27 protein-coding genes are annotated in these 25,861 nt (G+C 39.1%); 14 read left to right on the forward strand and 13 right to left on the reverse strand.

What is annotated here, in order from left to right:
* The first annotated feature begins 79 nt into the window (after nt 1–79).
* Together metG and KZZ04_RS03210 are read left to right on the forward strand one after the other, a co-directional pair.
* Nucleotides 80–2,101 carry a methionine--tRNA ligase gene (gene metG, locus KZZ04_RS03205; protein ID WP_138530040.1) on the forward strand — a complete coding sequence of 674 codons (2,022 nt, stop codon included), beginning with the start codon at nt 80–82 and terminating at the stop codon, nt 2,099–2,101.
* Between the two features lie 123 nt (nt 2,102–2,224).
* Nucleotides 2,225–2,875, forward strand: a complete 651-nt coding sequence (locus KZZ04_RS03210) for a bifunctional 4-hydroxy-2-oxoglutarate aldolase/2-dehydro-3-deoxy-phosphogluconate aldolase (RefSeq protein ID WP_219421773.1) — start codon at nt 2,225–2,227, stop codon at nt 2,873–2,875.
* Nucleotides 2,876–2,967: 92 nt separating this feature from the next.
* Here the strand turns inward: KZZ04_RS03210 and lepB are convergent, their stop codons facing one another.
* Nucleotides 2,968–3,618: a signal peptidase I gene (gene lepB, locus KZZ04_RS03215; protein ID WP_219421774.1), complete on the reverse strand. Its 651-nt coding sequence runs from the start codon at nt 3,616–3,618 to the stop codon at nt 2,968–2,970.
* Nucleotides 3,619–3,787: 169 nt separating this feature from the next.
* Here lepB and KZZ04_RS03220 point away from each other — a divergent pair, with 169 nt between their 5' ends.
* Nucleotides 3,788–4,285 (forward strand): fasciclin domain-containing protein, encoded by a 498-nt coding sequence (locus KZZ04_RS03220; protein ID WP_219421775.1) that lies wholly within the window; start codon nt 3,788–3,790, stop codon nt 4,283–4,285.
* Between the two features lie 71 nt (nt 4,286–4,356).
* On the opposite strand, the gene KZZ04_RS03225 is transcribed toward KZZ04_RS03220, so the two are convergent.
* The 3 genes from KZZ04_RS03225 to aceK form a co-directional block, all read right to left on the reverse strand.
* Complete coding sequence (locus KZZ04_RS03225) at nt 4,357–4,611, reverse strand: DUF2999 family protein (RefSeq protein WP_058404412.1); 255 nt, start codon at nt 4,609–4,611, stop codon at nt 4,357–4,359.
* Nucleotides 4,612–4,680: 69 nt separating this feature from the next.
* A complete protein-coding gene (locus tag KZZ04_RS03230) occupies nt 4,681–5,643 on the reverse strand; it encodes a zinc-binding dehydrogenase (RefSeq protein WP_138530032.1) in 963 nt (320 codons plus the stop codon).
* A 47-nt stretch (nt 5,644–5,690) separates the two neighbouring features.
* Nucleotides 5,691–7,472 carry a bifunctional isocitrate dehydrogenase kinase/phosphatase gene (gene aceK, locus KZZ04_RS03235; RefSeq protein WP_219421776.1) on the reverse strand — a complete coding sequence of 594 codons (1,782 nt, stop codon included), beginning with the start codon at nt 7,470–7,472 and terminating at the stop codon, nt 5,691–5,693.
* Nucleotides 7,473–7,589: 117 nt separating this feature from the next.
* Here aceK and KZZ04_RS03240 point away from each other — a divergent pair, with 117 nt between their 5' ends.
* The gene (locus KZZ04_RS03240) at nt 7,590–8,537 is read left to right on the forward strand and encodes a LysR family transcriptional regulator (protein WP_058404409.1); all 948 of its coding nucleotides are present in this window, start codon (nt 7,590–7,592) and stop codon (nt 8,535–8,537) included.
* A 586-nt stretch (nt 8,538–9,123) separates the two neighbouring features.
* Complete coding sequence (locus tag KZZ04_RS03245) at nt 9,124–9,561, forward strand: hypothetical protein (protein WP_058404408.1); 438 nt, start codon at nt 9,124–9,126, stop codon at nt 9,559–9,561.
* A gap of 12 nt (nt 9,562–9,573) precedes the next feature.
* On the opposite strand, the gene icd is transcribed toward KZZ04_RS03245, so the two are convergent.
* Nucleotides 9,574–10,842, reverse strand: coding sequence for an NADP-dependent isocitrate dehydrogenase (gene icd / locus KZZ04_RS03250; RefSeq protein ID WP_219421777.1), 1,269 nt, complete (start codon nt 10,840–10,842; stop codon nt 9,574–9,576).
* A 186-nt stretch (nt 10,843–11,028) separates the two neighbouring features.
* On the opposite strand from icd, the gene KZZ04_RS03255 reads away from it, so the two are divergent.
* Nucleotides 11,029–11,829, forward strand: a complete 801-nt coding sequence (locus KZZ04_RS03255) for a hypothetical protein (RefSeq protein ID WP_219421778.1) — start codon at nt 11,029–11,031, stop codon at nt 11,827–11,829.
* A gap of 40 nt (nt 11,830–11,869) precedes the next feature.
* Here KZZ04_RS03255 and KZZ04_RS03260 read toward each other — a convergent pair whose 3' ends face one another.
* Nucleotides 11,870–12,424: a dienelactone hydrolase family protein gene (locus tag KZZ04_RS03260; protein WP_058404405.1), complete on the reverse strand. Its 555-nt coding sequence runs from the start codon at nt 12,422–12,424 to the stop codon at nt 11,870–11,872.
* Nucleotides 12,425–12,814: 390 nt separating this feature from the next.
* Between KZZ04_RS03260 and KZZ04_RS03265 the strand changes: the two genes are divergently transcribed.
* Both KZZ04_RS03265 and KZZ04_RS03270 read left to right on the forward strand, forming a co-directional pair.
* Nucleotides 12,815–12,958, forward strand: a complete 144-nt coding sequence (locus KZZ04_RS03265; protein WP_008113633.1) for a hypothetical protein — start codon at nt 12,815–12,817, stop codon at nt 12,956–12,958.
* Between the two features lie 126 nt (nt 12,959–13,084).
* A complete protein-coding gene (locus tag KZZ04_RS03270) occupies nt 13,085–13,918 on the forward strand; it encodes a TIGR02285 family protein (protein ID WP_219421779.1) in 834 nt (277 codons plus the stop codon).
* 59 nt (nt 13,919–13,977) lie between these two features.
* Here the strand turns inward: KZZ04_RS03270 and KZZ04_RS03275 are convergent, their stop codons facing one another.
* The 5 genes from KZZ04_RS03275 to KZZ04_RS03295 form a co-directional block, all read right to left on the reverse strand.
* Nucleotides 13,978–14,556, reverse strand: coding sequence for a YceI family protein (locus KZZ04_RS03275; protein WP_219421780.1), 579 nt, complete (start codon nt 14,554–14,556; stop codon nt 13,978–13,980).
* A 1-nt stretch (nt 14,557) separates the two neighbouring features.
* Nucleotides 14,558–15,109 carry a cytochrome b gene (locus KZZ04_RS03280; RefSeq protein ID WP_219421781.1) on the reverse strand — a complete coding sequence of 184 codons (552 nt, stop codon included), beginning with the start codon at nt 15,107–15,109 and terminating at the stop codon, nt 14,558–14,560.
* 157 nt (nt 15,110–15,266) lie between these two features.
* The gene (locus tag KZZ04_RS03285) at nt 15,267–16,091 is read right to left on the reverse strand and encodes a ScpA family protein (protein WP_219421782.1); all 825 of its coding nucleotides are present in this window, start codon (nt 16,089–16,091) and stop codon (nt 15,267–15,269) included.
* A 6-nt stretch (nt 16,092–16,097) separates the two neighbouring features.
* Nucleotides 16,098–16,718, reverse strand: coding sequence for an L-threonylcarbamoyladenylate synthase (locus tag KZZ04_RS03290; protein WP_006792208.1), 621 nt, complete (start codon nt 16,716–16,718; stop codon nt 16,098–16,100).
* Nucleotides 16,715–17,569, reverse strand: a complete 855-nt coding sequence (locus tag KZZ04_RS03295) for a PHP domain-containing protein (RefSeq protein ID WP_219421783.1) — start codon at nt 17,567–17,569, stop codon at nt 16,715–16,717. Before KZZ04_RS03295 ends, KZZ04_RS03290 begins: the two co-directional genes overlap by 4 nt.
* 446 nt (nt 17,570–18,015) lie before the next feature.
* On the opposite strand from KZZ04_RS03295, the gene KZZ04_RS03300 reads away from it, so the two are divergent.
* From KZZ04_RS03300 to trpA, 6 genes are read left to right on the forward strand one after another with little or no spacing between them, the layout of a single operon-like run.
* On the forward strand, nt 18,016–19,584 hold the full coding sequence (locus KZZ04_RS03300) for an anthranilate synthase component 1 (RefSeq protein ID WP_219421784.1): 1,569 nt from the start codon (nt 18,016–18,018) through the stop codon (nt 19,582–19,584).
* Between the two features lies 1 nt (nt 19,585).
* Nucleotides 19,586–20,188, forward strand: a complete 603-nt coding sequence (locus KZZ04_RS03305; protein WP_138530010.1) for an aminodeoxychorismate/anthranilate synthase component II — start codon at nt 19,586–19,588, stop codon at nt 20,186–20,188.
* 10 nt (nt 20,189–20,198) lie between these two features.
* Nucleotides 20,199–21,236, forward strand: a complete 1,038-nt coding sequence (trpD, locus tag KZZ04_RS03310; RefSeq protein WP_219421785.1) for an anthranilate phosphoribosyltransferase — start codon at nt 20,199–20,201, stop codon at nt 21,234–21,236.
* A complete protein-coding gene (gene trpCF, locus KZZ04_RS03315; RefSeq protein WP_219421786.1) occupies nt 21,229–22,593 on the forward strand; it encodes a bifunctional indole-3-glycerol-phosphate synthase TrpC/phosphoribosylanthranilate isomerase TrpF in 1,365 nt (454 codons plus the stop codon). The genes trpD and trpCF overlap by 8 nt, the downstream gene beginning before the upstream one ends.
* A gap of 7 nt (nt 22,594–22,600) precedes the next feature.
* Complete coding sequence (trpB, locus tag KZZ04_RS03320) at nt 22,601–23,785, forward strand: tryptophan synthase subunit beta (RefSeq protein WP_058404476.1); 1,185 nt, start codon at nt 22,601–22,603, stop codon at nt 23,783–23,785.
* Nucleotides 23,782–24,603, forward strand: coding sequence for a tryptophan synthase subunit alpha (gene trpA, locus KZZ04_RS03325; RefSeq protein ID WP_058551809.1), 822 nt, complete (start codon nt 23,782–23,784; stop codon nt 24,601–24,603). The genes trpB and trpA overlap by 4 nt, the downstream gene beginning before the upstream one ends.
* A 74-nt stretch (nt 24,604–24,677) precedes the next feature.
* Here the strand turns inward: trpA and KZZ04_RS03330 are convergent, their stop codons facing one another.
* Together KZZ04_RS03330 and KZZ04_RS03335 are read right to left on the reverse strand one after the other, a co-directional pair.
* Nucleotides 24,678–25,256 (reverse strand): type 1 glutamine amidotransferase domain-containing protein, encoded by a 579-nt coding sequence (locus KZZ04_RS03330; protein WP_219421787.1) that lies wholly within the window; start codon nt 25,254–25,256, stop codon nt 24,678–24,680.
* 207 nt (nt 25,257–25,463) lie between these two features.
* The gene (locus KZZ04_RS03335) at nt 25,464–25,733 is read right to left on the reverse strand and encodes an HU family DNA-binding protein (RefSeq protein ID WP_058404394.1); all 270 of its coding nucleotides are present in this window, start codon (nt 25,731–25,733) and stop codon (nt 25,464–25,466) included.
* Nucleotides 25,734–25,861 lie beyond the last annotated feature (128 nt).

Genomic DNA, 25,861 nt, shown 5'->3' on the forward strand with positions numbered 1-25,861 from the left:
CCACCTACTTATAGATAAATTAATGATAACAGCCGTTTGAATAGTAAAAACGGTAGCTTATCCTCAATTCGGAATGATTATGGCACAGCGAAAGATCCTGATTACCAGCGCATTACCTTATGCAAATGGCCCAACACACTTAGGTCATTTATTGGAATATATTCAAACTGATATTTGGTCACGTTTTCAAAAACTACAAGGGCATGAAACCTATTACGTTTGCGCAGACGATGCCCACGGCACACCAATAATGCTAAATGCGCAAAAGCAAGGGATCACACCTGAAGAAATGGTAAAAAATGTGAGCATTGAACGCCAGCGCGACTTTGCCGACTTCAACATTAAGTTTGATAATTACCACAGCACGCACAGCCAAGAAAATAAAGAGTTTAGTGAGCTAATTTATAACCGTTTAAATGAGGCGGGCCATATTAAAAAGCACACTATTTCACAACTATTTGATCCAGAAAAAGGGATATTTTTACCCGACCGTTTTGTAACAGGCACTTGCCCCACGTGTAAGTCTGAAAACCAAAATGGCGACAGCTGTGATTCGTGTGGCGCAACTTACAGCCCAACAGAGCTCATTAACCCGCGTTCAGTTATGTCGGGTGCTGAGCCTATTTTAAAAGATTCAGAGCATTACTTTTTTGACCTACCAGCATTCGAAGGCATGCTTAAAGAGTGGTTGCACTCAGGTACTATTCAACAAGAGATGGCTAACAAACTAGATGAATGGTTTACTGACGGTTTACAACAATGGGATATTAGCCGCGACGCACCTTATTTTGGTTTCGAAATTCCAAACGCACCGGGTAAATACTTCTACGTATGGCTAGACGCGCCCATTGGATACATGGCCAGTTTTAAAAACCTGTGTGATAAAAAAGGTATTGATTTTGACGCATTTTGGGCTGAAGGCTCAGACGCTGAGCTTTACCACTTTATTGGCAAAGATATTATTTATTTCCACAGTTTATTTTGGCCAGCAATGCTAGAAGGCGCTAACTTTAGAAAGCCGACCAACGTATTTGCACACGGTTTTGTTACTGTCAATGGCGAAAAAATGTCTAAGTCTAAGGGTACGTTTATTAAAGCACGTACTTATCTAGATAACCTAAACCCAGAGTATCTTCGTTATTACTACGCAGCTAAATTAAACAGCGGCATTATTGATCTTGATTTAAACCTAGAAGATTTTGCACAACGTGTAAATTCAGACCTAGTTGGTAAAGTAGTAAACATAGCGAGTCGCTGTGCTGGCTTTATTACTAAAAAGTTTGATGGCAAGCTAAGTAGCACTATTATGCAGCCAGAGTTACTTGAAGAGTTTCAAGCAGCGGCTCCAAGCATTACTGCTCATTATGAAAACCGTGAATACAGCCGTGCTATTCGTGAAATCATGGCTTTGGCTGACAAAGCGAACCAATTTATTGATGGCGCAGCACCTTGGGTACTCATTAAAGACGAAACTAAGCAACAAGAAGCGCATGATGTATGTTCGCTTGGTCTTAACTTGTTCCGTGTTTTAATTACCTACTTAAAGCCAGTACTACCAGCCATGGCCGAAAACGTAGAAGCGTTTTTAAACGATGACTTAGCTTGGAATGCAGTGCAAACACCACTAGTAAACCACTCTATTAATAAATTTAAACCGTTAATGCAACGCGTAGAAATGGACAAAGTAAACAAAATGGTTGAAGAATCAAAAGAAAGCCTAGCGCCACAAACTACAATTGATCCAAATAGTCCACTTGCAAAAGAGCCTATAAGCGAAGAGATTGAATTTGATGACTTTGCAAAAGTAGACTTACGCGTAGCTAAAATTGCAAAGGCAGAGCACGTTGAAGGCGCAGATAAACTACTTAAGCTAACACTTGATTTAGGCGGCGAAACGCGCCAAGTGTTTGCTGGTATTAAATCAGCTTACGCACCTGAAGATATCGAAGGTAAACTAACTGTTATGGTAGCAAACCTTAAGCCTCGTAAAATGCGCTTTGGTATGTCTGAAGGCATGGTATTAGCAGCAGGACCCGGCGGCAAAGAAATCTATATTCTTAACCCTGACGACGGCTCAGAGCCAGGTATGCGTGTAATGTAAACTTACACTTATGAATAAAAAAACCGCTGATTTACAGCGGTTTTTTTGTATTATTGATACTCCGTTTGCGACTCTTATCGATTTTTTGTACCATCTGTCAATTAATAGTAAAAAAGTAACACAATGCCCAGTACGGTCACTCAACAACAAACGGCAATTTGCAGCAAAATTCTAGAGCAAAAAATAGTCGCTATTATCCGCTTAAAACAGCAAGCCGATGTGGCCCCACTTTTAGACTCCCTAGTTGAAGCGGGCATAAAGGTGCTTGAAATAACCTCAAATACACCGGGGTTTGAGCAAGAAATAAAGAGTGCGCGTGCGCGTCACCAACATATTTTGGTAGGTGCAGGCACTATTACAAATATTGAACTTGCCAAAAAAGCAATTAATGCCGGCGCACAGTTTATAGTCACCCCAAATACCAATAAGCATATAGTGTTACTTGCCCACCAACATAATTTGCCCGTTTTAATGGGAGCTTTAACGCCCACAGATATTGCTAACGCGATTGAATATAACGCGGATATTATTAAGGTATTTCCAGCAGGCAGTATGGGAATTGGCTATTTTAAGGCATTAAAAGGGCCATTTGATAGCGCCAATTTAATGCCTGTTGGTGGTATAAATTTAGATAACCTTAATCAGTGGTTTAATGCAGGTGCTTGCGCCGTAGCCATCAGTAGTGACTTTTCAAAAGTAATTAAAAACCAAGACGATAAGCACGCTCTTATACAATTAGTTCATGACTATTTAGCTAGCATCCCCACTGGGTAAAGGGCTTTGATTCAGCCGTAATTAAGCGGTATGGTTTAAACTTAAATTAAAGCAGACACTTAATACTGTGCTAAAACAAAGTCAAAATGAATTTAGTTTAATGAGAGCAGTACACGATCTTTCCTTGGTAAATAATAATTATCGTAATCAAGCGACACAATAACCTTATTTGCTTTCCCGAGTAATTCACCACGAGGGATTAAACCAATTACGCGCGAATCTGCGCTATTGTCACGGTTATCCCCCATTGCCAAATAGTAATCATCTGGAATGGTGATCATTTTAAAGTCAGCTAATTGGGATGGTACATTTGCCACCCTAATAATGTGCTCCTTAGCGTTTAACATCTCTATTTTATCAACCGAATCGATATTATTTTGTGCATGTTCGTAATTAAGTTTTTTGCCATTAATAATTAATTCGTTATTTACCAAAGAAACGGTATCACCGGGTACACCAATCACACGTTTAATTAATCGGTTACCTGCTGCTTGTGAGTCGAATACAACAATGTCCCCGGTTTGTGGTTCGTTCAATTTAAGAAGAGAAATATGTGTAAAAGGCACTCGTAAGTCGTATGCCATTTTGTCGGTTAAAATTCTATCTCCTTGCGCAATTGTAGGTTTCATCGAGCTCGTAGGTACTTCGTACCAATCGGCTACAGCGCTTCTAAATACACTCATTAAGGCAATAAATACAATGAGTGAACGATTATTTTTCCAAAATTTATAAAGCACCTTCATAACTACTCCCTTTAACTGATCGAATAACGTTATGACCTAACACCGCTTTAGCAGTTCAAAAAAGGATGTAACAAAAAATGTTTGACCAATAAATGCTTTTTGATCGATTAAATTTACAACAGCGTAGCATCTTAGGAATTTATAAAATATTAACGTAAAGGAAGCTAACATGTTTAAGAAGATAACCACCGCAGTTTTAATCACCGTCGCAAGCATGGGTTTTTCATTGACCGCGCAGGCCAATCATCATGGCATGAAGAAAGACGTGGTTGATGTAGCAGTTGAAAATGGCTCTTTCACAACGCTTGTTGCAGCAGTCAAAGCAGCCGGATTAGTTGATACCCTCAAAGGCAAAGGACCATTCACTATTTTTGCTCCAACCGATGCCGCTTTTTCAAAATTACCTGACGGCACCGTTGAAATGCTACTAAAGCCTGATAACAAAGACAAACTAACCGCAGTGCTAACCTACCATGTCGTCGCTGGTAAAGTGATGGCAAAAGATGTGGTTAAACTAGACAGTGCTAAAACACTGCAGGGCCAGTCAGTAATGGTCAAAACAGACATGGGCGTGATGATAAACAACGCACACGTTGTTATGCCAGATGTTAAAGCAAGTAATGGCGTCATTCATGTCATTGACACGGTACTTCTTCCAAAAGAATAAGCACTAAAGTTTAAATAAAAAAAGAAGCATCAGCAGGTGCTGGTGCTTCTTTAACTAAAAATATCACACAATTATTGTTGATTGAGCTTATCTTTTGCTTCTTTTACTTTTTCAAAGTCTAAACCTAATTCTTCAGTCGCTTCTTTAATTAAATGGGGCTGGGTCATAACAACGGCCATCAATTGCTGAAGTTTTTCAGGTGGAATACCTAGCTCTTGTACAAGTGCCATAGCCATCATTGGGTTTTGTGTAAACGCCTCAAATAACGCTTTCACTTTCTCATCGCTTACATTGTGTTCTTTTAAAATTGCAATTATTGGATTCATTTTTAACCTTGGTTTTATAATAACGTGTGCATGATTAAATTATATGGGCATAACGTGTAAAATAAAGCGTTATTCTACAAGCAATACGACTTTTCCCGCATTTTCGTTGCGCTCTAATATTGCATGCGCCTCTGCAGCCTGTGTCCAGGGCAGAGTTCTGTATACGTTAAAGTTATAGTTTTTAGATGCTATATCGTTGTAAAAGCGTGCAACTAGGTCATCTCTTAGTTGGCGTTTAAACTCAATACTGCGGTTACGAAGGGTTGATGCATGAAACGAAATCCTTTTGCGCAAAAGCGCTGCAAAATCAACCTCAGCAAAACGTCCGTCTAAAAAGGCAAGCATAATTATTTGACAGTCCATGGCTGCAATTGAAGCATTTTTATTTAAATAACGCCCTGCTACAGGATCAACAATTACATTCGCGGTTAAATTATGGCTTTGCATGTAATCTACAAAGTCAGTGGTTTTGTAGTTAATTGTATAATCGGCTCCTAGTGCCTTGGCGTGCTGGCATTTTTCATCTGAACCTGCAGTTATAACAACCGTGGCCCCTGCACTTTTTGCCATTTGAATTGCGGCACCACCTACTCCACTGGCCCCGGCATGGATTAATACCGTTTGCCCGTATTGTAATTTGCCAAGCTCAAATAATGCACCAAACGCAGTTAAATACACTTCGCTTATGGCTGCGCCTTCAACCATAGTAAGGTCTTCAGGTAGCTCCATTAGTTGTTTGGCATCTACGGCAACATATTCGCTATAAGCACCACCTGCACACAGTGTAAAAATGCGTTTATTTAACCATATTTTATCCACTTTGCTACCAACCTCAACAACAGTGCCTGCGCACTCTAACCCTAAAATTGGGCTATCACCTTTTGGGGCTGGGTATTTACCTTGGCGTTGCATACAGTCAGCACGATTCACACCAATTGCAGCCACTTTAACAAGTACTTCATGATTTTTTAGCTGCGGTTTACGGGTACCACTAAAGGCAAGGTCTCCACCTTCATGGGAAATATATTTCATTACCACTCCTGTGCTTTAACTAAGTCATACTATAAATATGGGGGTAATTATTCCGGTTTAAACCGCCAACTTTGCTTATACGGGTAAACATCAGGTAAAAAGCCGTTTTGTATTTGCTGTTGACACTGTTGCCAAAAAGCAGTTGTGAATAAATCACTGTGGTGGGTGTTAAAGTACTCAAACGCATGGGTATTTGCGCTAAAAAAAACCTTAAATTGGCTTGGAAATATATCGTTTTCATCAATATCAAAATAAGAATGACTGCTAAGCTCTTCTAGTGCATTTTGTGATTGAGGGACATCTCTAAAATTACACTGAGTTAATGGGCAAATCTCATCAAAGTCGTAAAACACAACGCGTCCCCAACGCGTAACACCGAAGTTTTTCATCAGCATGTCACCTGGAAATATATTCGCCCCGGCTAAATCTTTAATCGCTTTTCCATAATCGAGCATCACTTGCTCTAATGCCATTTCATCGCAGTGGTTAATATATAAATTAAGAGGGGTCATTTTTCGTTCAACATACACATGCTTTAAAATAAGTGCCTTGCCCGATATAACTAAACTGCTGCCGATGTGTGTTTTCATCTGCGTTAATAGTTCTTTGCTAAAACGGCTTAAATCAAACGCCAAATACCTAAATTCGTGGGTGTCTACCAATCGCCCTACCCGGTCGGCTTGTTTAACAAAGTTATACTTTTCTTTTACTTGTGCCTTAGTTGCGGTTTTGGGTGCACTGAATTTATCTTTTATTACTTTATAGACGTAATCTGAGCCTTCAATGGTAAATACCAGCATAACCATGCCAGGCGTACCGGGTGCATTGACATATTTAAAACTTGTGGGGCTATTTTTGGTGGTATCCACCTTATATCGGTAAAACTCAGTTTTGGCGTGCTTAATAAAGCCAATCGCATTAAATAATTCAAACCGCTTTTTATGTGGCATAAGTACACTGAGGTAATCAACATAACGCGCAGGTTGGTCGGTATCTACCATAAAATAAGTACGGGCAAAGCCAAATAATAAACTTAGTTGATCGGCCCCCATCATTACCGCATCTATTTTTAGGCCTTTTTCGGTGTTTAAAATGGCAATAGCAAACGGCATGTTATCGCCATTTTTCGCTATACAACGGCCAATTAAATAACACGCTTTGTTTCTAAAAAATAACGAGTTTGCGTATTCAATAAACCCGTCGTTTAAATTTATAAGTTCATATACCTGCTTACATTGATGCCTAGCACCTTGCATTAGAGTTTGCTGCAAACGCTCTAAATCTGCATTTAATTGGCTAAATGGAACTCTAAACATTTGCTTAGTAATAAGCTGTGAAATTGCAGTATCAAACCCATTTTTAAGCGAGATTCTACTCACTAAACTTTCAAATGAACGAGGCTCACTGCGGTATTTGGCTTTTAATACAAATAAATGCACTGTACGAATTTTTTTATCGTCCCAAATAGCACCGAATGTAGAATTAAAAAATGTATGTGCAATGGGTTTATTCTCATGGCACTCGACCATATCTCCGTAAATATTTTTAGCTAACTGCCATGTTTGCGGGCAGTCTAGTTCTTGATAAGCAATCACTTTAACCGCTTCGCTCACGTTTTTTACCTGGCGCTCGTAAACTTGTAGCCGATCACGCATTGCACGTTGTACATCATGGAACTGGCGTTGCTCAAACCGACTTTGTGCGCCAAGTGTAATATTTAAAAACTCAGCAAACATAGCATCAAACCCTGCAAATACAGCACGAGCTAGCTTTGTTGCAATCACCTTTTGAAGAGCATTATTTGAATCATCGATTAATGTATTTGGCATGCTGATAACACTTATATTTTTACCCGTTATGGCGGTTATTTTTTATTAATGGTTTACACCTTAGCAAGCAGGCTTTAATTTAGATAATTAATACAGCAAATAAATAAGATTGATCTAATGAATATACGTAACGTCGATCTCAACCTTCTCGTCTATTTAAACGTGTTAATAGATGAAAAAAGTGTGTCTAAAGCCGCCAATAAATTAGCGTTAACACAACCTGCCATGAGTAATGCACTAAAACGATTGCGTGATTTATTTGAAGATCCGCTCCTTGTTCGCGCCGCCGGCTCGATGACTCCAACAGCTAAAGCACTTTTACTAAAACCTGAAATAGAAGCCCTATTAAAAATGGCTGAGGCAATCACTCAACCAAGTGAGCAATTCAACCCCGCAACGGCTGAAATAACCTTTAGAATAATGGCAAACGACTATTTAGAATCAACGTTAATAGCGCCATTTATTACCGCTCAATTAAATAAAAATCCGGGTATTAATTTTGACGTTTTAAGCCCAAGCGATGTCAACCTGCAAGATATGGAAAAAGGCACTATAGATCTTGCTATTAACCGCTTTAATGGATTACCCCGGTCGTTTCACCAAGCTACTGTATGGCGCGATAACTACTGCTGTTTAACACATCCCAAGAATACTTTTTTACAAAACGCCACACTCGATGATTACCTTCAAAAAGAGCATATTTGGGTAAATCGTGCTGGCTGGGGGCCCGAAGCTGCTGTAACTAACAAGTCAGGTAAACAAAAATTAGGTTGGGTAGATGAAGCGCTCTGGCAATTAGAGCAAACACGTAAAATTAGGGTATTTACCCGCCACTATATGATTGCCAGCTTACTTTGCCAATCAGAACAACTGATAGCTACATTACCGCGTAGGCAAGCTAAGTTATTAACAACACATACTAACTTGGTAATAAGTCCGCCTCCGTTTCAAATAGTACCTATTGAGGTAAAAATGATATGGAGCCCACTGCTTCATCATGCGCCAGCACATCAATGGTTGCGCCGTGAACTACTTGAGTTTGCTAAAACAGTAGCAGATAGATAATAACACTGTATACATACTAGAAATCAAATGAGCCAGTAAATAAATTTCAACCCGTGAAGCCACATTTGTGTGAAATTGTTCTCTACTTACCTAATTACGGGTAGCTACAGCTCATGCAACACTCTGTAAATCTATGCGCTAAAACTGAAAATGACGGAATATTAGGGTAAATTAAAAATACAACGTTTAAAAACTAATTTAGCAATAAATAAAACATCGAGACTCTCTCTTTAATATAGTGAGTGTCTCGATGTTTTGCTTTGGAGTCGTATAAGTCTTAGCAAGGGGAGTAACCTTACTGTTCACCATGTAGCAAAGCTAATACCAAATTTTTTATTTAAATTTAATTCAATAGCTTACTTAAAAACTTTATAGTCCCTCAGTTAACATTCGTACCACTTTTGTGCATTTATTTATTTTTTGCACCAAATTAAATAAAGGAAGAAGCCCTTAAATTTAAGGCGAAAAATAGGTATAACGAGCTTAATATTGATTGAATCAATGTCAGTTATTGAAAACAACAATTTCATTAATAATACACTTAGCGCTAGAGTGAAGTTAAGCCAACAAACTAAGAGTAATTATTATGACAACAGCTTCTTTCACACGCCAAGACGGATTATTTATTGATGCTAACTTACATCAGTTCATTGAAGAGCAGTTATGCTCTAAGGCAACATTACAAACAACAGATGTATACCAAACACTGGCGACATTAGTTGATGAGTTTGGATGTACATGTCGTAAAACTAAACACCAACCAAACGATGTACTTGAAGTACAAACATTGCTAAACGCGTACCAACTGCAAAATCATCCGCATTGTCATGTAGATGCGCAAACAACTGAAGCGGTACTTGATGAGTATTGTTGCCAGGTTCCTGCAATCATTGTTGTTGCTTTAATGGATACGCTTAGTGGTACACAATGCGATGAACCCAATGCACACAACATTTACCACCGTGCCGCACAGTTAACTAATCGCCCATGCGTGCACACTGTTAATACTGCGTCAGCAGCTTAATAATGAATGTGTTTAAAAGTGCTCGATAACCTTATTTGCAAAGTCTGTGCAGCTTAAGGTTGTCGAGTTATGAATTGTTGAAGTATCACTGCCCTGCTGGGCTAGATCAAAAGTAACATGCCCGCTTGCTAACGTTTTTTCTAATGCATTTTCAATAGTTAACGCCGCTTCATCCCACTTCATAAATTTAAGCATAAGTACTGCACTCAAAATACTACTACTTGGATTCGCTTTATTTTGCCCTGCAATGCGTTCAAATGTGCCATGAGTAGGCTCAAAAAAAGCCACATCATTATTCATATTTGCCGCTGGCATAATACCCACACCACCCACTTGAGCACTGAGCATATCGGCTAAAAAGTCCCCATTTTGATTTGTTGTTGCCACTACATCAAACTGCTCAGGGTTCATTAAACATTGTTGTAGCATGTTATCGGCAATGACTTCTTTAATTATTAAGGGTGCTTGACTATCACGAACAATTTTTAGCCATCGGCCATTTTCGTGCTCAATAGCATTAAATTCTTTTTTGGCTAGCGCAAAGCCCCAGCGTTTAAATGCACCATCTGTAAACTTAAGTACATTGCCTTTATGAACAAAAGTTAAAGAGTCTCGATTGTTATTAAGGGCAAAATTAAGAGCAAAACGTGTTAATCGTTCAGAGCCCTCTTTGGATATATTTTTTATACCTATCCCGCAGTCTTGTGAAAATCTAAGACGTGTAACCCCCATTTCTTCACATAAAAAGTCGAGCATTTTTTCACTTTCAATGCTGCCAGCTTGCCACTCAATGCCAGAATATACATCTTCGCTACTGTCACGAAGCACGGTAATATTAGTTGAAAAGGGATTTTTTAATGGAGAAGGCAAAGCACTCATTCCTTTGATGGTACGCATGTTTACAAATAAATCCATTTCTTGGCGCAAGGCAACATTTAAAGACCTAAACCCTCCGCCTAAGGGGGTTGTTAACGGACCTTTTATTGCTATTTTACATGCTCTTACCGCTTGTATTGTTTCTTGTGGAAACCAATCACCATCGTAAAGCTTGGCAGCCTGCTCACCGTTAAACACTTGCATCCAATGTATTTTTCGTTTGTTTTGGTAACAGTGTGTAATAGCACAATCTACAATATTTCTCATAACAGGCATGACATCTTGCCCTACACCATCTCCATTAATATAGGCAATAACAGGCTCTGAAGGAATAACCCACTGCCCTTGCTCATCTACCGTTATATGTTGCCCTTGCTTGGGCATGTTTATATGTTGGTATGGCATTACTAAAGCCTATAAATCAATGTATATGGTCGATTAAACCATGTTAATTGGGATGTGTCTTTAATTGCCTTTTTATAGTTGGTATCAGTTTAAAAAATAACAAATACGGTGTGCTAATGTAGACGAAACGTTGGTCTTATAGCGTGTACGGTTCGTATTAGTTTTTAAATATAATGAGGTATTTTAATGAAGTTAATGTGGACGTTGTTATTTATAAGCTCTTTAAACACCTATGCCCTTGAGGTTGATATACACCAGCTTAACTCGCTATCTAAAAATGGCCAACAAGTTGTCTCTACTTGGATTGATCAGAGTGTAAAAAAAACTGAAAATACGCTTGGGCCTTTAAAGCAAACTACCTTGCCTATTTATTTAAAGCCTCAATATTTTGCATTTGAGCCTGTACCATGGGCAACGGTAAAGCGAAGCAACCCCGATGGACTTGAACTACACATAGACAGGTATGCTAGTCTAAATGCATTTACTAAAGACTGGACCCTATATCACGAGCTATCGCATTTATATTTGCCGCTTTTTCCCTATTCTGCATTTTGGTTAAGTGAAGGGTTTGCCAGTTACATGCAAAACGTAATTATGCGTGACAGCGGTGTAGCAACCCAAGCGCAATTTGTTCAACGATTAAATGCTGGTTTTGATAGAGCTAGACTACAAAGTAAAACCAAATCGCAGCCCTTAAGTGAACTCTCTGCTGATATGTGGAACCAAGGTGCTCAACAACGTGTGTATTGGACAGGCGCTGCGTTTTTTGTTGAAGCCGATTTAGCACTTCAACAGCAAGGTCAAACCCTAGCTGAGATAATAAAAGCCTATCAACTATGCTGTAGAACAGCACGTTCAAGTGCTAAAACGTTTATCAAAGATCTTGATAAACTCTCACGGAGTAGTATTTTTGCTTCTTTATACGCAGAATATAAAAACCGTTCTGACTTTCCAAACATAACAAAAAAATTAATTAATACACTTTAAAATGTTTTACTTTTTAAATTAAAACACACCTCACCCAGAATTATGAAAACTCATTAGACTTTAAATAGTTGTAAAAGTGTTGGTAAGCTTGCTCGTTATAATTTAAAGAACGCTTGTTCATAAATCCATGGCAATAACCTGTTGGTTGGCAAATTACGTTTTGCTTTTCATTAAGCTCATTAATAACAGCTGTAACATCAAAGTGTGTTTCATGGTAAGGAAAAATAAATTCACATGGCACATTGGCTTTTAAATTTAAGTAGTTTCGTATTTGCGATGGATAAAAGCCAACCACTTTTTTAAGATGTGGATTGCCTGTTAATAACTGAGCTCGCCACGCAGCGCTAGCCCCCGCACTAAAGGCGATACAAACTGTAGGTGATGTGAGTCTATCAAATTTTTTATGCAACATTGTTGTATACGCGTTATGACCACACTCCTTTATAAAATTTTTATAGTTATTTTCTTCACTTTCAATAGCTTGCTCTTTCCCACCATAGGGTTCAACAAGGGTAAACTTCGTGTTTAATGCTTTACAAAAGTCCTGTAAAGCGGGCGTTTTTCCGTAAATATCACTGACTATTATGTAATGCATACTATTCCTTTTAGTCGTAAATCAACGTATTTAACCAGTTGATAAAATCTATGTTTTATATATTTATACAAATAACTTGCGCGTAATTATTATTTAGGTTAAATTCCCTCTCTGGTTTAAGAAACCACCGCGGTTAACCTATTTACCCTGATCCAGTAAGCCCCGCACAACGTATATTTGAAAGCTAAGTTATTGTACGGCGAGTACCCCTTAAATAATACCGAGATGAATTTTACTATCATCGTAAAAGTGTCATAAAGATCGTCAACACTGTAATGAAGCTAAACACAACATCGTTAATTTATTGACTGCAGTTTGCTATAAAAATAGCGCAGAATAAATTACAAGAATAAAGTGAGTTTTATTATGTCTTATAAATATAACGGATCTATGATCCAAATTGCACATCCTGTGCAATCAATTTCAGTAAACAAACATCGTGTTATCTTTAGTGATACGCAAGGTTTAAAAAATGCATTATTTCAAAAAGCAAGTGATGCACGTCAGTTTGTGAAATGGTTAAAAGCCAGCTAAACACAGTTTTCATCGTGGATTAACGCGTGATTATTGAGAATATAATGCCAGCCTTGTTGCTGGCATTTTACTTTTTAATACTTAGGTGTTAAAACACTAACTCAATTACATTCGTTGGTTGCTGTAATGTTACGTGTATTTTTAACTCTTTTACCTTATTTTTTTCTAACTTCATTGTGCCATGCTCAAACAATTAACTGGTTAACCAACGATTTTGCGCCCTACTATATTTTAAATGGTAAATATCAGGGCCAAGGCCGCGACGAAACAATCATTAAATTACTCGAAGACCAACTACCACATGTTGAATTTAACCGTGTTGTAGTGCCTGCTAGCAAGTTAATTCAAACACTCTCAGATAAAACTAATGACGCGTGTGTGCTCTCTCTTTACAAAAACGAAAACAGAAAGCAGCAAATGGTGTTTACTCAAGAGAGTTCTACAGTGGGTTTGTCTCCCTCTGTTGCACTTCATAAGAAACTAGCGAGTGCGCTATCGCTTAAAAACAACACTGAGGTCTCTTTGTATGATTTACTGCAAGAGAAAAAGCTAACATTAGGCGTTTCTTTAAGTCGCTCTTATGGGGAAGCTATTGATCGTATAATCAATTCAACGCCCGATGTTGATATTGTTATTCGTCCTACCCGAGATAGCTTAGCTAGTCTTACCTATATGCTTAATTTAAAACGCATTGATATTTTACTTGGCTACCCAAGTGAACATTTTTATTTAGCTAAATCAATGAACTTTCAAAATAACTTAACCCAGAGGCCGTTAACTGAAGCACCTGCGTTAAGTTATGGCTATATTGGTTGCACTAAAACCGAACAAGGTATTAAAAATATTGCTTTGCTAAATAAACATCTTAAGGTAATAAAACAAACAGATGAATACATTCATGCACTATCAAAGTGGTTGCCCGAGCATTTAAAGCCATTGCTAAAAACAAGAATGAATTAAACCAAAAAGCGCCACTTAATGCGGCGCTTTAAAGGTTAATTATTTAGTGACAGCCCAGCTTATTTACGAATACCTTCAATAAATAACCCTATATCAACATGAGTTGACGCAGGCCCTAAATTATAATTAATACCATAGTCACTTAATTTAAGGCTTGTTTCGCCTTCAAAGCCTACACGGTAACCACCCCATGGGTCTTGGCCTTCACCGATTTTGTCTATTTCAAAGGTGATACTTTTTGTTACACCATGCAATGTAAAATCACCGGTTACTTTGCCTGAATTAGCATCATTAAACGTGATGTTAGTACTTTTAAACGTAGCAGTTGGGTATTTATCAACATTTAAAAAATCTTTACCACGTAAGTGTTTATCACGTTCTGCATGATTAGAATCAAGGCTCGTTGTATCTATATTTACCATTATTTGTGACGCATTAGGTTTTTCTGCATCGTAATTAAATTCGCCGTCAAACGTATTAAAACGCCCATGTAACCAGCTGTATCCTAAATGCTTTATTTTAAAGTTCACAAAAGCGTGTGCCCCTTTTGTATCAATAATATATTCAGCAGCATTTACAGCCGATGCTGATAAAACGAGAGCCGCAGATACGGCCGTATTTATTAGTAATTTTTTCATATTAATCTTCCTTCAATGGGGTAATCATTCTTGTTAACGTTTTATCTTTATCTATAAAATGGTGCTTTAACGCACCCAGCGCATGTAAAATAACAAACCCAATTAATATACATGCACCGTAGTAATGAACTTTTCCTGCAATATCAGCTTGATCATCAAAAACAAAATCAAGAGCGGATACATTAAACAGCATAAATACTTCAATCGGTCGTCCGTCTGCTGTTGAAATTAAGTACCCCGCTACCACAATAACAGCCAATAATATGTACATAACTACATGAGTCGTGTGTGCCAGTTGGTTTATTTTCGAATTTGTTCCTAAAGGTTTTGGATTAACAGATAAAACGCGCCATAAAATCCTAAAAACCAAAACGGCTGCAAGCGTAATACCTATACTTTTATGTAAATCTAGGGAGCCTTTATACCAGCTGTCATAATAGGTAAGTTCGACCATGTATAAACCCAAGCCAAATAAGCCTATAACAGTAAGCGCCATTAACCAGTGCAAAGTAATGGCAACGAATCCATAAGATAGCGGCGTATTTTTAACCATAATTAATATCCTGTGTTTTAATACGTACAAGATATAGAAGATTGTCATTTAGTAAAATAGCGTAAACAAACAGCTTCTGTGCATATATGCACAAAAGTAATTGGCGTAAATTAAACTGAGGAAATTAAAGGGTAATTAAAGTGTTTATTAGCAGCGACTAATCACTAAGACTGACGTAGATTAAACTTTCTGCGTTAACTTGCAGACAAGTAATTAGTCCTTCTTTTATTAGCTCAAGCATAGCTATAAAGCTTACAACAACACCGCTGCGACCTTCTGATACTTTAAAAAGTTCATTAAATACTATTGCGCTATTTGCCTTGGAGAGTTGGTGTAATATTTGGCTCATGCGCTCACGGGTTGACAAAACTTCTGCTGTTATTTGATGATGTTCAAAGGTTTTAGCTCTTGCCATAACTTCACTCAGGGCAAGCATTAAATCTTTAAGCTCTATTTCGGGTAGGTTTTGGTTTGTATCGTCGTTAATAGGCATGACGGCACGGGCAACAAAAATATCACGCCCAACACGAGGAATGTCATCTAGGTTTTCAGCTGCTTTTTTAAATTGCTCGTATTCTTGTAAGCGTTTAATAAGTTCGGCACGCGGATCTTCCTCTTCTTCGAGCTCTTCATGGACAGGAAGTAGCAGGCGTGATTTTATTTGTGCTAATAATGCCGCCATGACTAAATATTCACCGGCGAGCTCTAATTGAAACTCGCTCATCATTTCAACATAGCTAACATATTGCTCTGTAATACTGAATATTGAGAGCTCAAGTACATCAAGCTTATGTTTTTTTATTAAATAAAGAAGTAAATCAAGTGGCCCCTCAAAGGTTTCTAAAATAACTTCGAGTGCGTCAGGTGGAATATATAAGTCTTCAGGTTTATCAACAACGGCTTTGCCATGCAAAAAAGCCAGTGGCAGATTTTGCTGCACTGGCTCGTCAATTACTGGTGGGTATTTAGTTGTTGATGTCACGTTTATTTACTCAAACGGGCTCACATCACCACAGCCAACACGCAGTATTTTTACATCGTCTTCAGACAAATCAATTACCGTTGTTGCTTGCTCTGGTAGGTATCCACCGTGAATAATAAGATCGACGTGTTTATCAAGCCTATCTAAAATTTCGTCAGGATCCGATTCTGTAAATTCTTGCCCTGGTAAAATAAGCGAACACGACATGAGTGGCTCGCCTAACTCAGCTAAAAGAGCACATGCTATTGGGTGCTCAATAACACGTATACCAATCGTTTTTTTCTTATCGTTTAATAAACGCTTAGGAACTTCCTTTGTGCCTTTGAAAATAAAGGTGTAAGGGCCCGGCGTATTATTTTTAATTAACCTAAATAATTGATTATCAACACGAGCATAAGTTGATAACTCTGATAAATCACGGCATACAAGCGTAAAATTGTCGTTCTTATCAATTCCACGAATACGCTCTATACGCTCTTTGGCTTGCTTATTACCAATATTACAGCCAATCGCATAGCCCGAATCTGTAGGATAAACAACAACGCCCCCTTGCTTTATGATATCAACAGCCTGAGTTATTAGTCTTGCTTGTGGGTTATCTGGGTGAATATGAAATAATTGACTCATGTTAATGCCCCTTCTGGTCCTTCCCAAGCTTGCCAAACACCTTGGCAATCTTTAGGTAAGTATAAATTTTTACCAAGCTCTAAATAGCTTGTTGGAAAATGAAAATCAGAGCCTTGCGAACATAATAGTTCGTACTCTCGGCTAAGTTCGCCCAAAAACTGGCGCTCGCTGGGTGCTTGCTGAGGTTGTGCTACCTCCATTGCATCGCCACCTGCGTTTTTAAATTCAATTAACAGTTTACGCAACCACTTATTAGACATTCGATAGCTACTTGGGTGGGCAAGCACTGCAACGCCCCCTGCTGCATGTATTGCGTTAATAGCAGTTTGCATATCGCACCAACAACTTGGTACGTATCCTGTTTTACCTCGCCCTAAATACTTTTTAAATACCCCAGGGAAATTTTTAGCTACTCCACGCTGCATTAATGCACGTGCAAAATGAGCGCGTGTAATTTGTCCATTCACAGCAAGCTCTTTAGCTTGGTCATAAATGCCTTCAAAGCCATTTTTCTCTAAACGAAAGCCTATTTGTGTTGCCCGCTCTTCGCGCTTTTGTTGCTGTGCTGATAATAAGGTATCGAGCTCTTCGTTATCGACATTTATGTTTAAGCCTACAATATGAATTTCAAAACTTTCCCATTTCGTCGATATTTCTGTGCCTGTAATTAATGACAGCGGAAGATTCTCTGACTTAATAAATGATTGAGCCGGCTTAATAGCTGCCACAGTGTCATGATCGGTAATAGCAAACACATCAATGTTTTTATCTACTGCACGGTTTAATAATTCTTCAACCGTTAAATGCCCGTCTGAATGTGTGGTGTGACTATGTAAATCATATTTTATCAAAAGAAAACTGCTTAAAATTAAGGTTTGAAGGTGTTTATGCAAGTATAACAAGTTTTTTCACTAAATTGTTTTTAATAAACACTTGACACAAAAGCACAAGATACGTTTTACTGTAGCCACTTTAAGACACATCAAGAATTAAATACTATGAACAATTCAAACCTAAACACAATCTGGTGGTGGCACTCGTAATTATCGGGTGATGAATTGTCGTGTCTGACAAAATTTCAAAACCCGCAAATATGCGGGTTTTTTTATAACTAAATTTTAATAAATACATAATAAATTTGAGGCAGAAAAACATGAATAACGGTCTTACTCTTACACATCATTGGTGGTGGCGCCTGGTATAGCGGGACGGTAATGATCTGTTTGTAATTTAGATACGTTATTCAAACCCCGCATTGCACAGCATTGCGGGGTTTAATTTTTTGAGGGAATGAGGTTTGATTTTTAGTCATATAACAACTACACCGGGTGAAGTAACCAGTATTACGCAAACACGCGATTACATTAGTAGTCCACTTGCATTATACGCAGCGCTTGATAAACCCAACTCACTGCTACTTGAATCAGCTGAAATTGATTCTAAAGACAGTGTAAAAAGTTTAATTTTAGTCGATTGTGCATTACGCATCGTTTGCCAAGGCAAAACAGTCATAATTACAGCCCATTCAAACAATGGGCAGCAGCTGTTAAGTTACTTACAAGCTAATGTTAAAAACTGTAAAGCTGAGCTAAACGATACAAGCCTAACCCTAAATTACTTAAGTACACATAACGACATTGATGAAGCCAGTAAATTAGTAGCGGATAACGCATTTAGTGCCCTACGAACCTGTATAAACTCAATCAAAAGCACCACTAACAATCCATTCTCTTTATTTTTAGGCGGTGTATTTGCCTACGACATGGTTGCAAACTTTGAACAGTTAAGTGATGTGCCCGATGGCGAAAACAGCTGCCCTGACTATGTATTTTATTTAGCTGAAACACTCGTTGTAATTGATCATCAAAAACAAACCACAGAACTGATTGGTAATGTGTTTAACGGCCCAGACGTTCACGCAAACTGTTTTGAAGTAGGTAAACAACTGGAGCGATTAAACAGTCTTTGCGATAACGCAGCCCAGTACAGCGCCCCATTAAACAAAGGGGAATGCGACGTTAAAGTAGACATAAGTGACGAGACTTACTGCGAACAAGTTGTAAAACTAAAAAAGAACATTGTTGACGGTGATATTTTTCAGGTTGTTCCCTCTCGAACTTTTTCTCTGCCTTGCCCTAACGCTTTACATGCGTACAGCCAATTAAAACAGCAAAACCCAAGCCCTTACATGTTTTACATGCGCGACGAAGAGTTTGCTTTATTTGGTGCATCGCCCGAATCGGCACTTAAATATAATGTTAATAACCAACAGGTAGAAGTATATCCAATTGCAGGGACTCGCCCTCGTGGTAAGTTTGCTAATGGGCAAATAAATCCTGACTTGGATAGTCGTATTGAGCTTGAACTTAGAAATGATCAAAAAGAACGAGCAGAACACCTAATGCTTGTTGACTTAGCCCGTAACGATGTAGCGCGCATTAGTGTTGCAGGTACTCGTCATGCAAAAGAGCTCTTAAAAGTAGACCGTTATTCGCAGGTTATGCATTTGGTTTCACGTGTTGTTGGCACATTAAAACCAGAACTAGATGCACTGCATGCTTACCAAGCATGTATGAACATGGGTACATTGGTAGGCGCACCCAAAGTACGTGCCGCAGAACTTGTTCGCCAAACAGAGGGAAAACGACGTGGCAGTTACGGAGGCGCAGTGGGTTATTTAACCGGTGATGGCGCAATGGACAGCTGTATTGTTATTCGCTCTGCTTTTGTTAAAAACAGCATGGCCTATGTTCAAGCTGGGGCTGGGGTTGTATTTGATTCAGACCCGCAATCTGAAGCTAACGAAACACGTGCCAAAGCGCAAGCGGTCATTACCGCCATAAAATCAACTTACGAGGCGGTATAACATGAGTGCATCACAGCCAATCAAAATTTACTTTTTAGATAACTTTGACTCGTTTAGTTACAACCTAGTAGACGAACTAACCATGTTAGGCGGTGAACTTGTTGTATACAGAAATAACATAAGTGCCGACATTATCTTTAATAAAATGAGCCAAGAGCAAGGCCAAGTTTTACTTGTGCTTTCACCAGGTCCAGGCACACCCAGCGATGCAGGCTGCTTGATGGATCTTATTCAGCTGTGTAAAGGCCATTTTCCAATGCTTGGTATTTGCTTAGGGCAACAAGCTTTAACACAAAGTTATGGCGGAGTAATCGGTCACGCAGGTGAAACCGTACATGGTAAGTCGTCAATCATTGAATTAAACGCACATCCTGTTTTTGAAAATATGGGCGAAACAATGCCGGTAGCACGTTACCACTCATTAATGGCCACGAAGGTGCCCGATAGCATAGACGTAATAGCACAATATCAAGACATTCCAATGGCTATTTATCACCATGGTGACAGTGCGTTGGGTTACCAGTTTCACCCTGAATCAATACTAACGCCTAATGGTGCCTTGTTGCTGCAACAAAGTGTTGCCTACTTAACAACTAATAAATAAAGAGGACATTATGAGTACACAATTACCCACTTCCCTTAATGTTCAAAGCGCTATTGAGCAGTTAATTACAAAGCAATCACTCAACTACAGCCAATCAAAAGCACTATTTGATGAAATTATGCAAGGTAATATGAGCGATATCGAGCTAACAGCATTACTAATCAGTCTTAAAATGAAAGGTGAAGTTAGTGATGAAATAGCCGGAGCTGCAGCATCCATGCGTGAAAACGCAGTCGCGTTTAATACCACCTGTACACAACTTGCAGATAGCTGCGGCACCGGTGGCGATGGGTCAAACACAATTAATATCAGTACCACCGCCGCTATTGTTGCAGCTGCAGCAGGTATCAACGTGGTAAAACACGGCAACCGCAGTGTGTCGAGTAACTCAGGCTCTGCCGACTTACTCAAAGCGCTCGGTATTAATATAGATATGAGCCCAGAACAAGCAGCAAAATGCCTTGAGCAAACACATTTTACGTTTTTGTTTGCGCCTCATTATCACAGCGGTGTTCGTCATGCGATGGGCGTACGTACTGCACTCAAAACACGAACAATTTTTAATATTTTAGGCCCTCTTGCTAACCCAGCGGCACCTGATGTGCAATTACTAGGTGTTTACGACGAGTCGCTATGTATGCCTATGGCACAAACGCTTAAAACATTAGGCACTAAACGCGCAATGGTCGTGCATGGTTCAGGCACTGACGAAATTGCTCTTCACGGGTCAACGCATGTTGTTGAATTAAACAACGGTGACATAACCCAGTACACGCTCAACCCAAGCAACTTTGACCTTGCAAACTATTCACTTGAACAACTAGCAGGTGAAGGCCCACAATATAACGCTGATGCAAGTGTTGCTATTTTACAAGGCAAAGGCACTGACGCTCATAATGCCGCTATTGTGGTCAATGTTGCTGCACTTTTATACCTAACAGGAAAAGCCGATTCGCTTAAAGAAGGCGCTCAGGCAGTACACTCACTTTTAAGTTCAGGCAAAGCCATGGACACGTTAAATGCAATTATTGAGGTAAGTCATGGCTAATGTATTAGACAAAATTGTTGCTGATAAAAAACTAGAATTAATCGAACGAAAAGCCACACGTCCGCTTGAAAGCTTCAAAAATCAGGCTGTGCCTACCAGTCGCGATTTTTATAGCGCATTGGCAGCACCGGGGATTCAATTTATTTTAGAGTGTAAAAAAGCATCCCCTTCAAAAGGTTTAATAAGAGAACCTTTTGATTTAACCGAAATCACTGCAGCATACAAAAAATATGCAAGTTGCATGAGCGTGCTCACCGACACTAAATACTTTCAAGGTAGCTTTGATTACCTTGAGTTTGTACGCAGCCAAGTTGAACAGCCTCTTATTTGTAAAGACTTTTTCATAGATGAGTATCAAGTTTACATGGCCCGCATTTATGGTGGCGATGCAATTTTACTTATGCTTTCAGTACTTAATGATGAAGAATATACTGCACTTCACACAGTGGCTGATTCACTCAATATGGCCGTGCTTACAGAAGTAAGTAATGAAGAAGAAGTACACCGAGCACTTGCCCTAAATGCTAAAATTATTGGTATTAATAATCGTGATTTACGTGATTTAAGTACCGATTTAGCAACTACCGAGAGACTGCGTAAATTAATACCTGAAGATAAAGTCGTTATCTCTGAGTCAGGTATCTATACCCATCAAGACGTTAAACGCTTAGCTCCGCTGTGCGATGGCTTTTTAATTGGCAGCTCGCTGATGGCCGAAGCTGATTTAGAGCAAGCATGTCGCCGTGTTATTTTTGGTGAAAATAAAGTGTGTGGGCTTACTCGCAGTCAGGATGCGCAAGCAGCGTATAATGCTGGCGCCATATATGGCGGTTTAATTTTTCACCCTAAATCTCCACGCTGTGTTGATTTAGATTGCGCCCAAGCCATAACGCAATCGGCACCACTAAAATTTGTAGGTGTTTTTGTTGATGAACCAACAGAGAAGGTTGCTCACGTTGCAAGTGTGTTAAAGTTAGCGGCAGTTCAATTACATGGCAAAGAAAGTGACGATTACATTAAATCATTGCGTACACAGTTACCAAACAACTGTGAAATTTGGAAAGCACAAGCAATTAAAGATGCGCTACCAACTCCAGTCAATGGCGTTGACCGACACTTGTATGACACTCACAGCGATACACAAGCTGGTGGCACAGGTAAGGTATTTGATTGGTCAGTACTTCGCGATGCAACAACGCCATTTATGCTTGCTGGTGGCTTAAATCCAGACAATATAAAAGATGCGCTTTTTCAAGGCGCTTTAGGCCTTGATTTAAATTCTGGAGTTGAAGACGCTCCAGGTAAAAAGTGCCCAAACAAATTACATCATGCTTTTACAAGTATCAGAAATTATTGAGGTTAAAATGCAAAATCCAGCTTATTTTGGCGAGTTTGGCGGTATGTTTGTACCCGAGTTGCTTGTCCCTGCGCTTAAGCAGTTAGAAAACGAATTTAACAAAGCGCAAAAAGATCCTGAGTTCCAGGCAGAACTTAGTAAATTATTAAATGAGTATGCAGGTCGCCCTACTCCTCTTACTTTAACGCGTAATTTAGTTAAAAATCCAAAGGTTAAACTTTACTTAAAGCGTGAAGATTTACTTCATGGCGGTGCTCATAAAACAAACCAAGTACTCGGCCAAGCATTACTAACAAAACGCATGGGTAAAAAAGAAGTCATTGCTGAAACCGGCGCAGGTCAACATGGTGTTGCTACCGCTTTAGCGTGTGCACTGCTAGGTTTAAAATGCCGTATTTACATGGGTGCAAAAGACGTTGAACGTCAACAACCTAATGTATTTAGAATGAAATTAATGGGCGCAGAAGTCATTCCTGTTACAGCGGGTTCTGGCACATTAAAAGATGCCGTTAACGAGGCATTACGTGACTGGTCAGCTAACTACCAAGAAGCGCATTACCTATTAGGAACTGCTGCAGGCCCTCACCCATTCCCAACTATTGTTCGCGAATACCAAAAAGTAATTGGTGAAGAAGCCAAGCAACAAGTGCTTGACGCTGAAGGTCGCTTACCAGACGCTGTTATTGCCTGCGTTGGTGGTGGCTCTAACGCTATTGGTATGTTTACCGACTTTATCGACGAGCCAAGTGTAAAGCTTATTGGTGTTGAACCTGCGGGTAAAGGCCTAGACACTCATGAACACGGCGCCACTATTTGTAAAGGCACTAAAGGTATACTGCACGGTACATACACCTACATTATGCAAAATGATGATGGCCAAATTGAAGAGTCATACTCTGTATCAGCCGGTCTTGATTACCCAGCGGTAGGCCCACAACATGCATTTTTACATGAAACTGGCCGTGCACAATATGTAGGAATTAGTGATACCGAAGCACTTGATGCATTTCAGTCATTAGCTAAAAACGAAGGTATTATTCCTGCTCTTGAATCAAGCCATGCATTAGCTTATGCGCTCAAATATGCAGAAGAGCAGACGCAAGACAGTGTTATTGTTATTAATTTAAGTGGTCGTGGCGATAAAGATTTAGCACACGTACACAAAGTATTATCTGAAGGAGGCCAGCTATGAGCCAAATTAAGACGGACCGTTATGGCGCTATGTTTTCTGCATTGAATGAAAAAAAACAAGGGGCGTTTGTTCCTTTCGTCACTATTGGCGACCCAGGTAAAGAGCAGAGTATTGCCATCATTAAAAGCTTAATTGATGGTGGCGCTGATGGACTAGAACTAGGTATCCCTTTTTCAGATCCAATAGCTGATGGCCCGGTTATTCAAGCCGCTAATATTCGTGCGCTTGATGTGAATATTAACACCCAAGACTGCTTTGACATTATTAAAGAAATTCGTGAATACAACGCCGATATACCAATAGGCCTGTTACTTTATTCTAACCTAGTGTTTAAGCGTGGCTTAGAAGCGTTTTACAAAGATGCAAAAGCCGTAGGGGTAGACTCTATTTTAGTCGCTGATGTCCCTTTGCATGAGTCTAAAATGTTTAGAAAGGCTGCAATGGACAATGGCGTAGACCCAATATTTATTGCCACGCCTAATGCAAACGACGACACGCTTCGCCAATGTGCTTCATATGGCCGCGGCTATACCTATTTACTTTCACGTGCAGGTGTAACTGGTACAGATACTAAAGCACAAATGCCTGCAGGTAATATTGTAAATAAATTAAAAGAGTATCATGCAGCTCCTGCACTACTAGGCTTTGGTATTTCAACGCCAGAAGATGTTAAATCAGCATTAAATGCAGGTGCAGCTGGCGCTATTTCTGGTTCAGCGGTAGTAAAAATTATTGAAGCAAACCTTAATGATTTAAACGCAATGACTGCGCAGTTAAAAGCATTTGTCAGCGAAATGAAAGCCGCAACCGCATTATAATAAGTTTAAATTTACGCATTAAAAAAGGGCATTAAAAATGCCCTTTTTTTATTTTAAACTCATACTTAGAAAGCTTAATGAGCTTGGTGTTTACCTTCGAGAACTTCTTCAATAAATTTAGCATTAAAAGCATCTAAATCTTCGGGGCTGCGGCTGGTAACCAACCCTCTATCTACGCACACTTCTTCATCTACCCAATTGGCACCTGCATTCATTAAGTCGCTTTTAATACTTGGAAATGAGGTTACCGTACGGTCACGTAACTTATTTATTTCTGCCAATAACCAGGGAGCATGACAAATTGCGGCAACCGGTTTGTTTTTTTCTGCACAAAAAAAACCATCTATGAAGGCTTTTGCATGTTTATCTTGGCGAAGGCTATCGGGGTTAAATAACCCACCGGGTAACATTAACGCATCGTAATCAGCAGAGTTAGTATTTGTTACGAGTTTATCTACTGAGACTTTTTCGCCCCATTTATCTTCATTCCACCCAGTAATTTGACCCTCTTTAATAGAGACTATCTCTATTTTGGCTCCAGCATTCAATAATGCATCACGCGGAGAAAGCAGCTCACTTTGTTCAAAGCCATCAGTGGCTAGAATTGCAATTTTTTTACCTTCAAGTGGCGTGCGCGATTGTAATTTATTCATTTGGCTCTCCTTATTAAATAATTAAGTGTTTAGCTCACTGTATAGTAAGCACATCGGATGCCAGCTTTAACTTACTGAAACTTATTAAAAATATTAATTTATGATAGAGAGCCATGTAAATTATTTATAATTTATGAATAATCTACATGGCGTTTTAAATGGAGCTTTGTGTAAATGGCAAAATAAAAGATAGGTAAACGTGATGTATTAAAGGCGATCTTTGAGTGCTTTTGCTGGTTTAAAAACGGCCTTGTTAGCCCCTTCGATTTCAATTGTTTCACCTGTTTGCGGATTGCGACCCGTTCGCGCCGGATAATAGCTAAGTGCAAAGGTACCAAATCCATTAATTTGTACCTGATCGCCTTCAGAGAGCGATTTAGTAATCACTTTTTGGATGCTTGAAAGAGCAGCTTTTGTATCTTTTTTAGTGAGTTCACTGTGTTTTGCCATTTCGACGATAAGTTGAGTTTTGTTCATTTAAGGCTCCTAAATACACGTAAACAATGAATGCGTTTAGCGTGGGAATATAATGATGAATAAATAAAGCCACGCAGGCTAAGGCTTACAGGGCTTTAAGTCAACCTTGTAGTTACCAAGTGTTATGT

The organism is Pseudoalteromonas sp. CR1 (genome assembly GCF_019392235.1).
Taxonomy (GTDB): Bacteria; Pseudomonadota; Gammaproteobacteria; order Enterobacterales; family Alteromonadaceae; genus Pseudoalteromonas.

Bases quoted from the DNA above. Each gene is read 5' to 3' on its own strand.
- KZZ04_RS03275 (WP_219421780.1), bottom strand. From the start codon at position 14,556: ATGAAAAAATTACTAATAAATACGGCCGTATCTGCGGCTCTCGTTTTA.
- KZZ04_RS03290 (WP_006792208.1), bottom strand. From the start codon at position 16,718: ATGAGTCAATTATTTCATATTCACCCAGATAACCCACAAGCAAGACTA.
- trpCF (WP_219421786.1), top strand. From the start codon at position 21,229: ATGGCTAATGTATTAGACAAAATTGTTGCTGATAAAAAACTAGAATTA.
- KZZ04_RS03335 (WP_058404394.1), bottom strand. From the start codon at position 25,733: ATGAACAAAACTCAACTTATCGTCGAAATGGCAAAACACAGTGAACTC.
- lepB (WP_219421774.1), bottom strand. From the start codon at position 3,618: ATGAAGGTGCTTTATAAATTTTGGAAAAATAATCGTTCACTCATTGTA.
- icd (WP_219421777.1), bottom strand. From the start codon at position 10,842: ATGCCATACCAACATATAAACATGCCCAAGCAAGGGCAACATATAACG.
- KZZ04_RS03255 (WP_219421778.1), top strand. From the start codon at position 11,029: ATGAAGTTAATGTGGACGTTGTTATTTATAAGCTCTTTAAACACCTAT.
- KZZ04_RS03245 (WP_058404408.1), top strand. From the start codon at position 9,124: ATGACAACAGCTTCTTTCACACGCCAAGACGGATTATTTATTGATGCT.
- KZZ04_RS03240 (WP_058404409.1), top strand. From the start codon at position 7,590: ATGAATATACGTAACGTCGATCTCAACCTTCTCGTCTATTTAAACGTG.
- KZZ04_RS03210 (WP_219421773.1), top strand. From the start codon at position 2,225: ATGCCCAGTACGGTCACTCAACAACAAACGGCAATTTGCAGCAAAATT.
- trpA (WP_058551809.1), top strand. From the start codon at position 23,782: ATGAGCCAAATTAAGACGGACCGTTATGGCGCTATGTTTTCTGCATTG.
- KZZ04_RS03265 (WP_008113633.1), top strand. From the start codon at position 12,815: ATGATCCAAATTGCACATCCTGTGCAATCAATTTCAGTAAACAAACAT.
- KZZ04_RS03280 (WP_219421781.1), bottom strand. From the start codon at position 15,109: ATGGTTAAAAATACGCCGCTATCTTATGGATTCGTTGCCATTACTTTG.
- metG (WP_138530040.1), top strand. From the start codon at position 80: ATGGCACAGCGAAAGATCCTGATTACCAGCGCATTACCTTATGCAAAT.
- KZZ04_RS03230 (WP_138530032.1), bottom strand. From the start codon at position 5,643: ATGAAATATATTTCCCATGAAGGTGGAGACCTTGCCTTTAGTGGTACC.
- KZZ04_RS03270 (WP_219421779.1), top strand. From the start codon at position 13,085: ATGTTACGTGTATTTTTAACTCTTTTACCTTATTTTTTTCTAACTTCA.
- KZZ04_RS03305 (WP_138530010.1), top strand. From the start codon at position 19,586: ATGAGTGCATCACAGCCAATCAAAATTTACTTTTTAGATAACTTTGAC.
- KZZ04_RS03260 (WP_058404405.1), bottom strand. From the start codon at position 12,424: ATGCATTACATAATAGTCAGTGATATTTACGGAAAAACGCCCGCTTTA.
- aceK (WP_219421776.1), bottom strand. From the start codon at position 7,472: ATGCCAAATACATTAATCGATGATTCAAATAATGCTCTTCAAAAGGTG.
- trpB (WP_058404476.1), top strand. From the start codon at position 22,601: ATGCAAAATCCAGCTTATTTTGGCGAGTTTGGCGGTATGTTTGTACCC.
- KZZ04_RS03330 (WP_219421787.1), bottom strand. From the start codon at position 25,256: ATGAATAAATTACAATCGCGCACGCCACTTGAAGGTAAAAAAATTGCA.
- trpD (WP_219421785.1), top strand. From the start codon at position 20,199: ATGAGTACACAATTACCCACTTCCCTTAATGTTCAAAGCGCTATTGAG.
- KZZ04_RS03225 (WP_058404412.1), bottom strand. From the start codon at position 4,611: ATGAATCCAATAATTGCAATTTTAAAAGAACACAATGTAAGCGATGAG.
- KZZ04_RS03220 (WP_219421775.1), top strand. From the start codon at position 3,788: ATGTTTAAGAAGATAACCACCGCAGTTTTAATCACCGTCGCAAGCATG.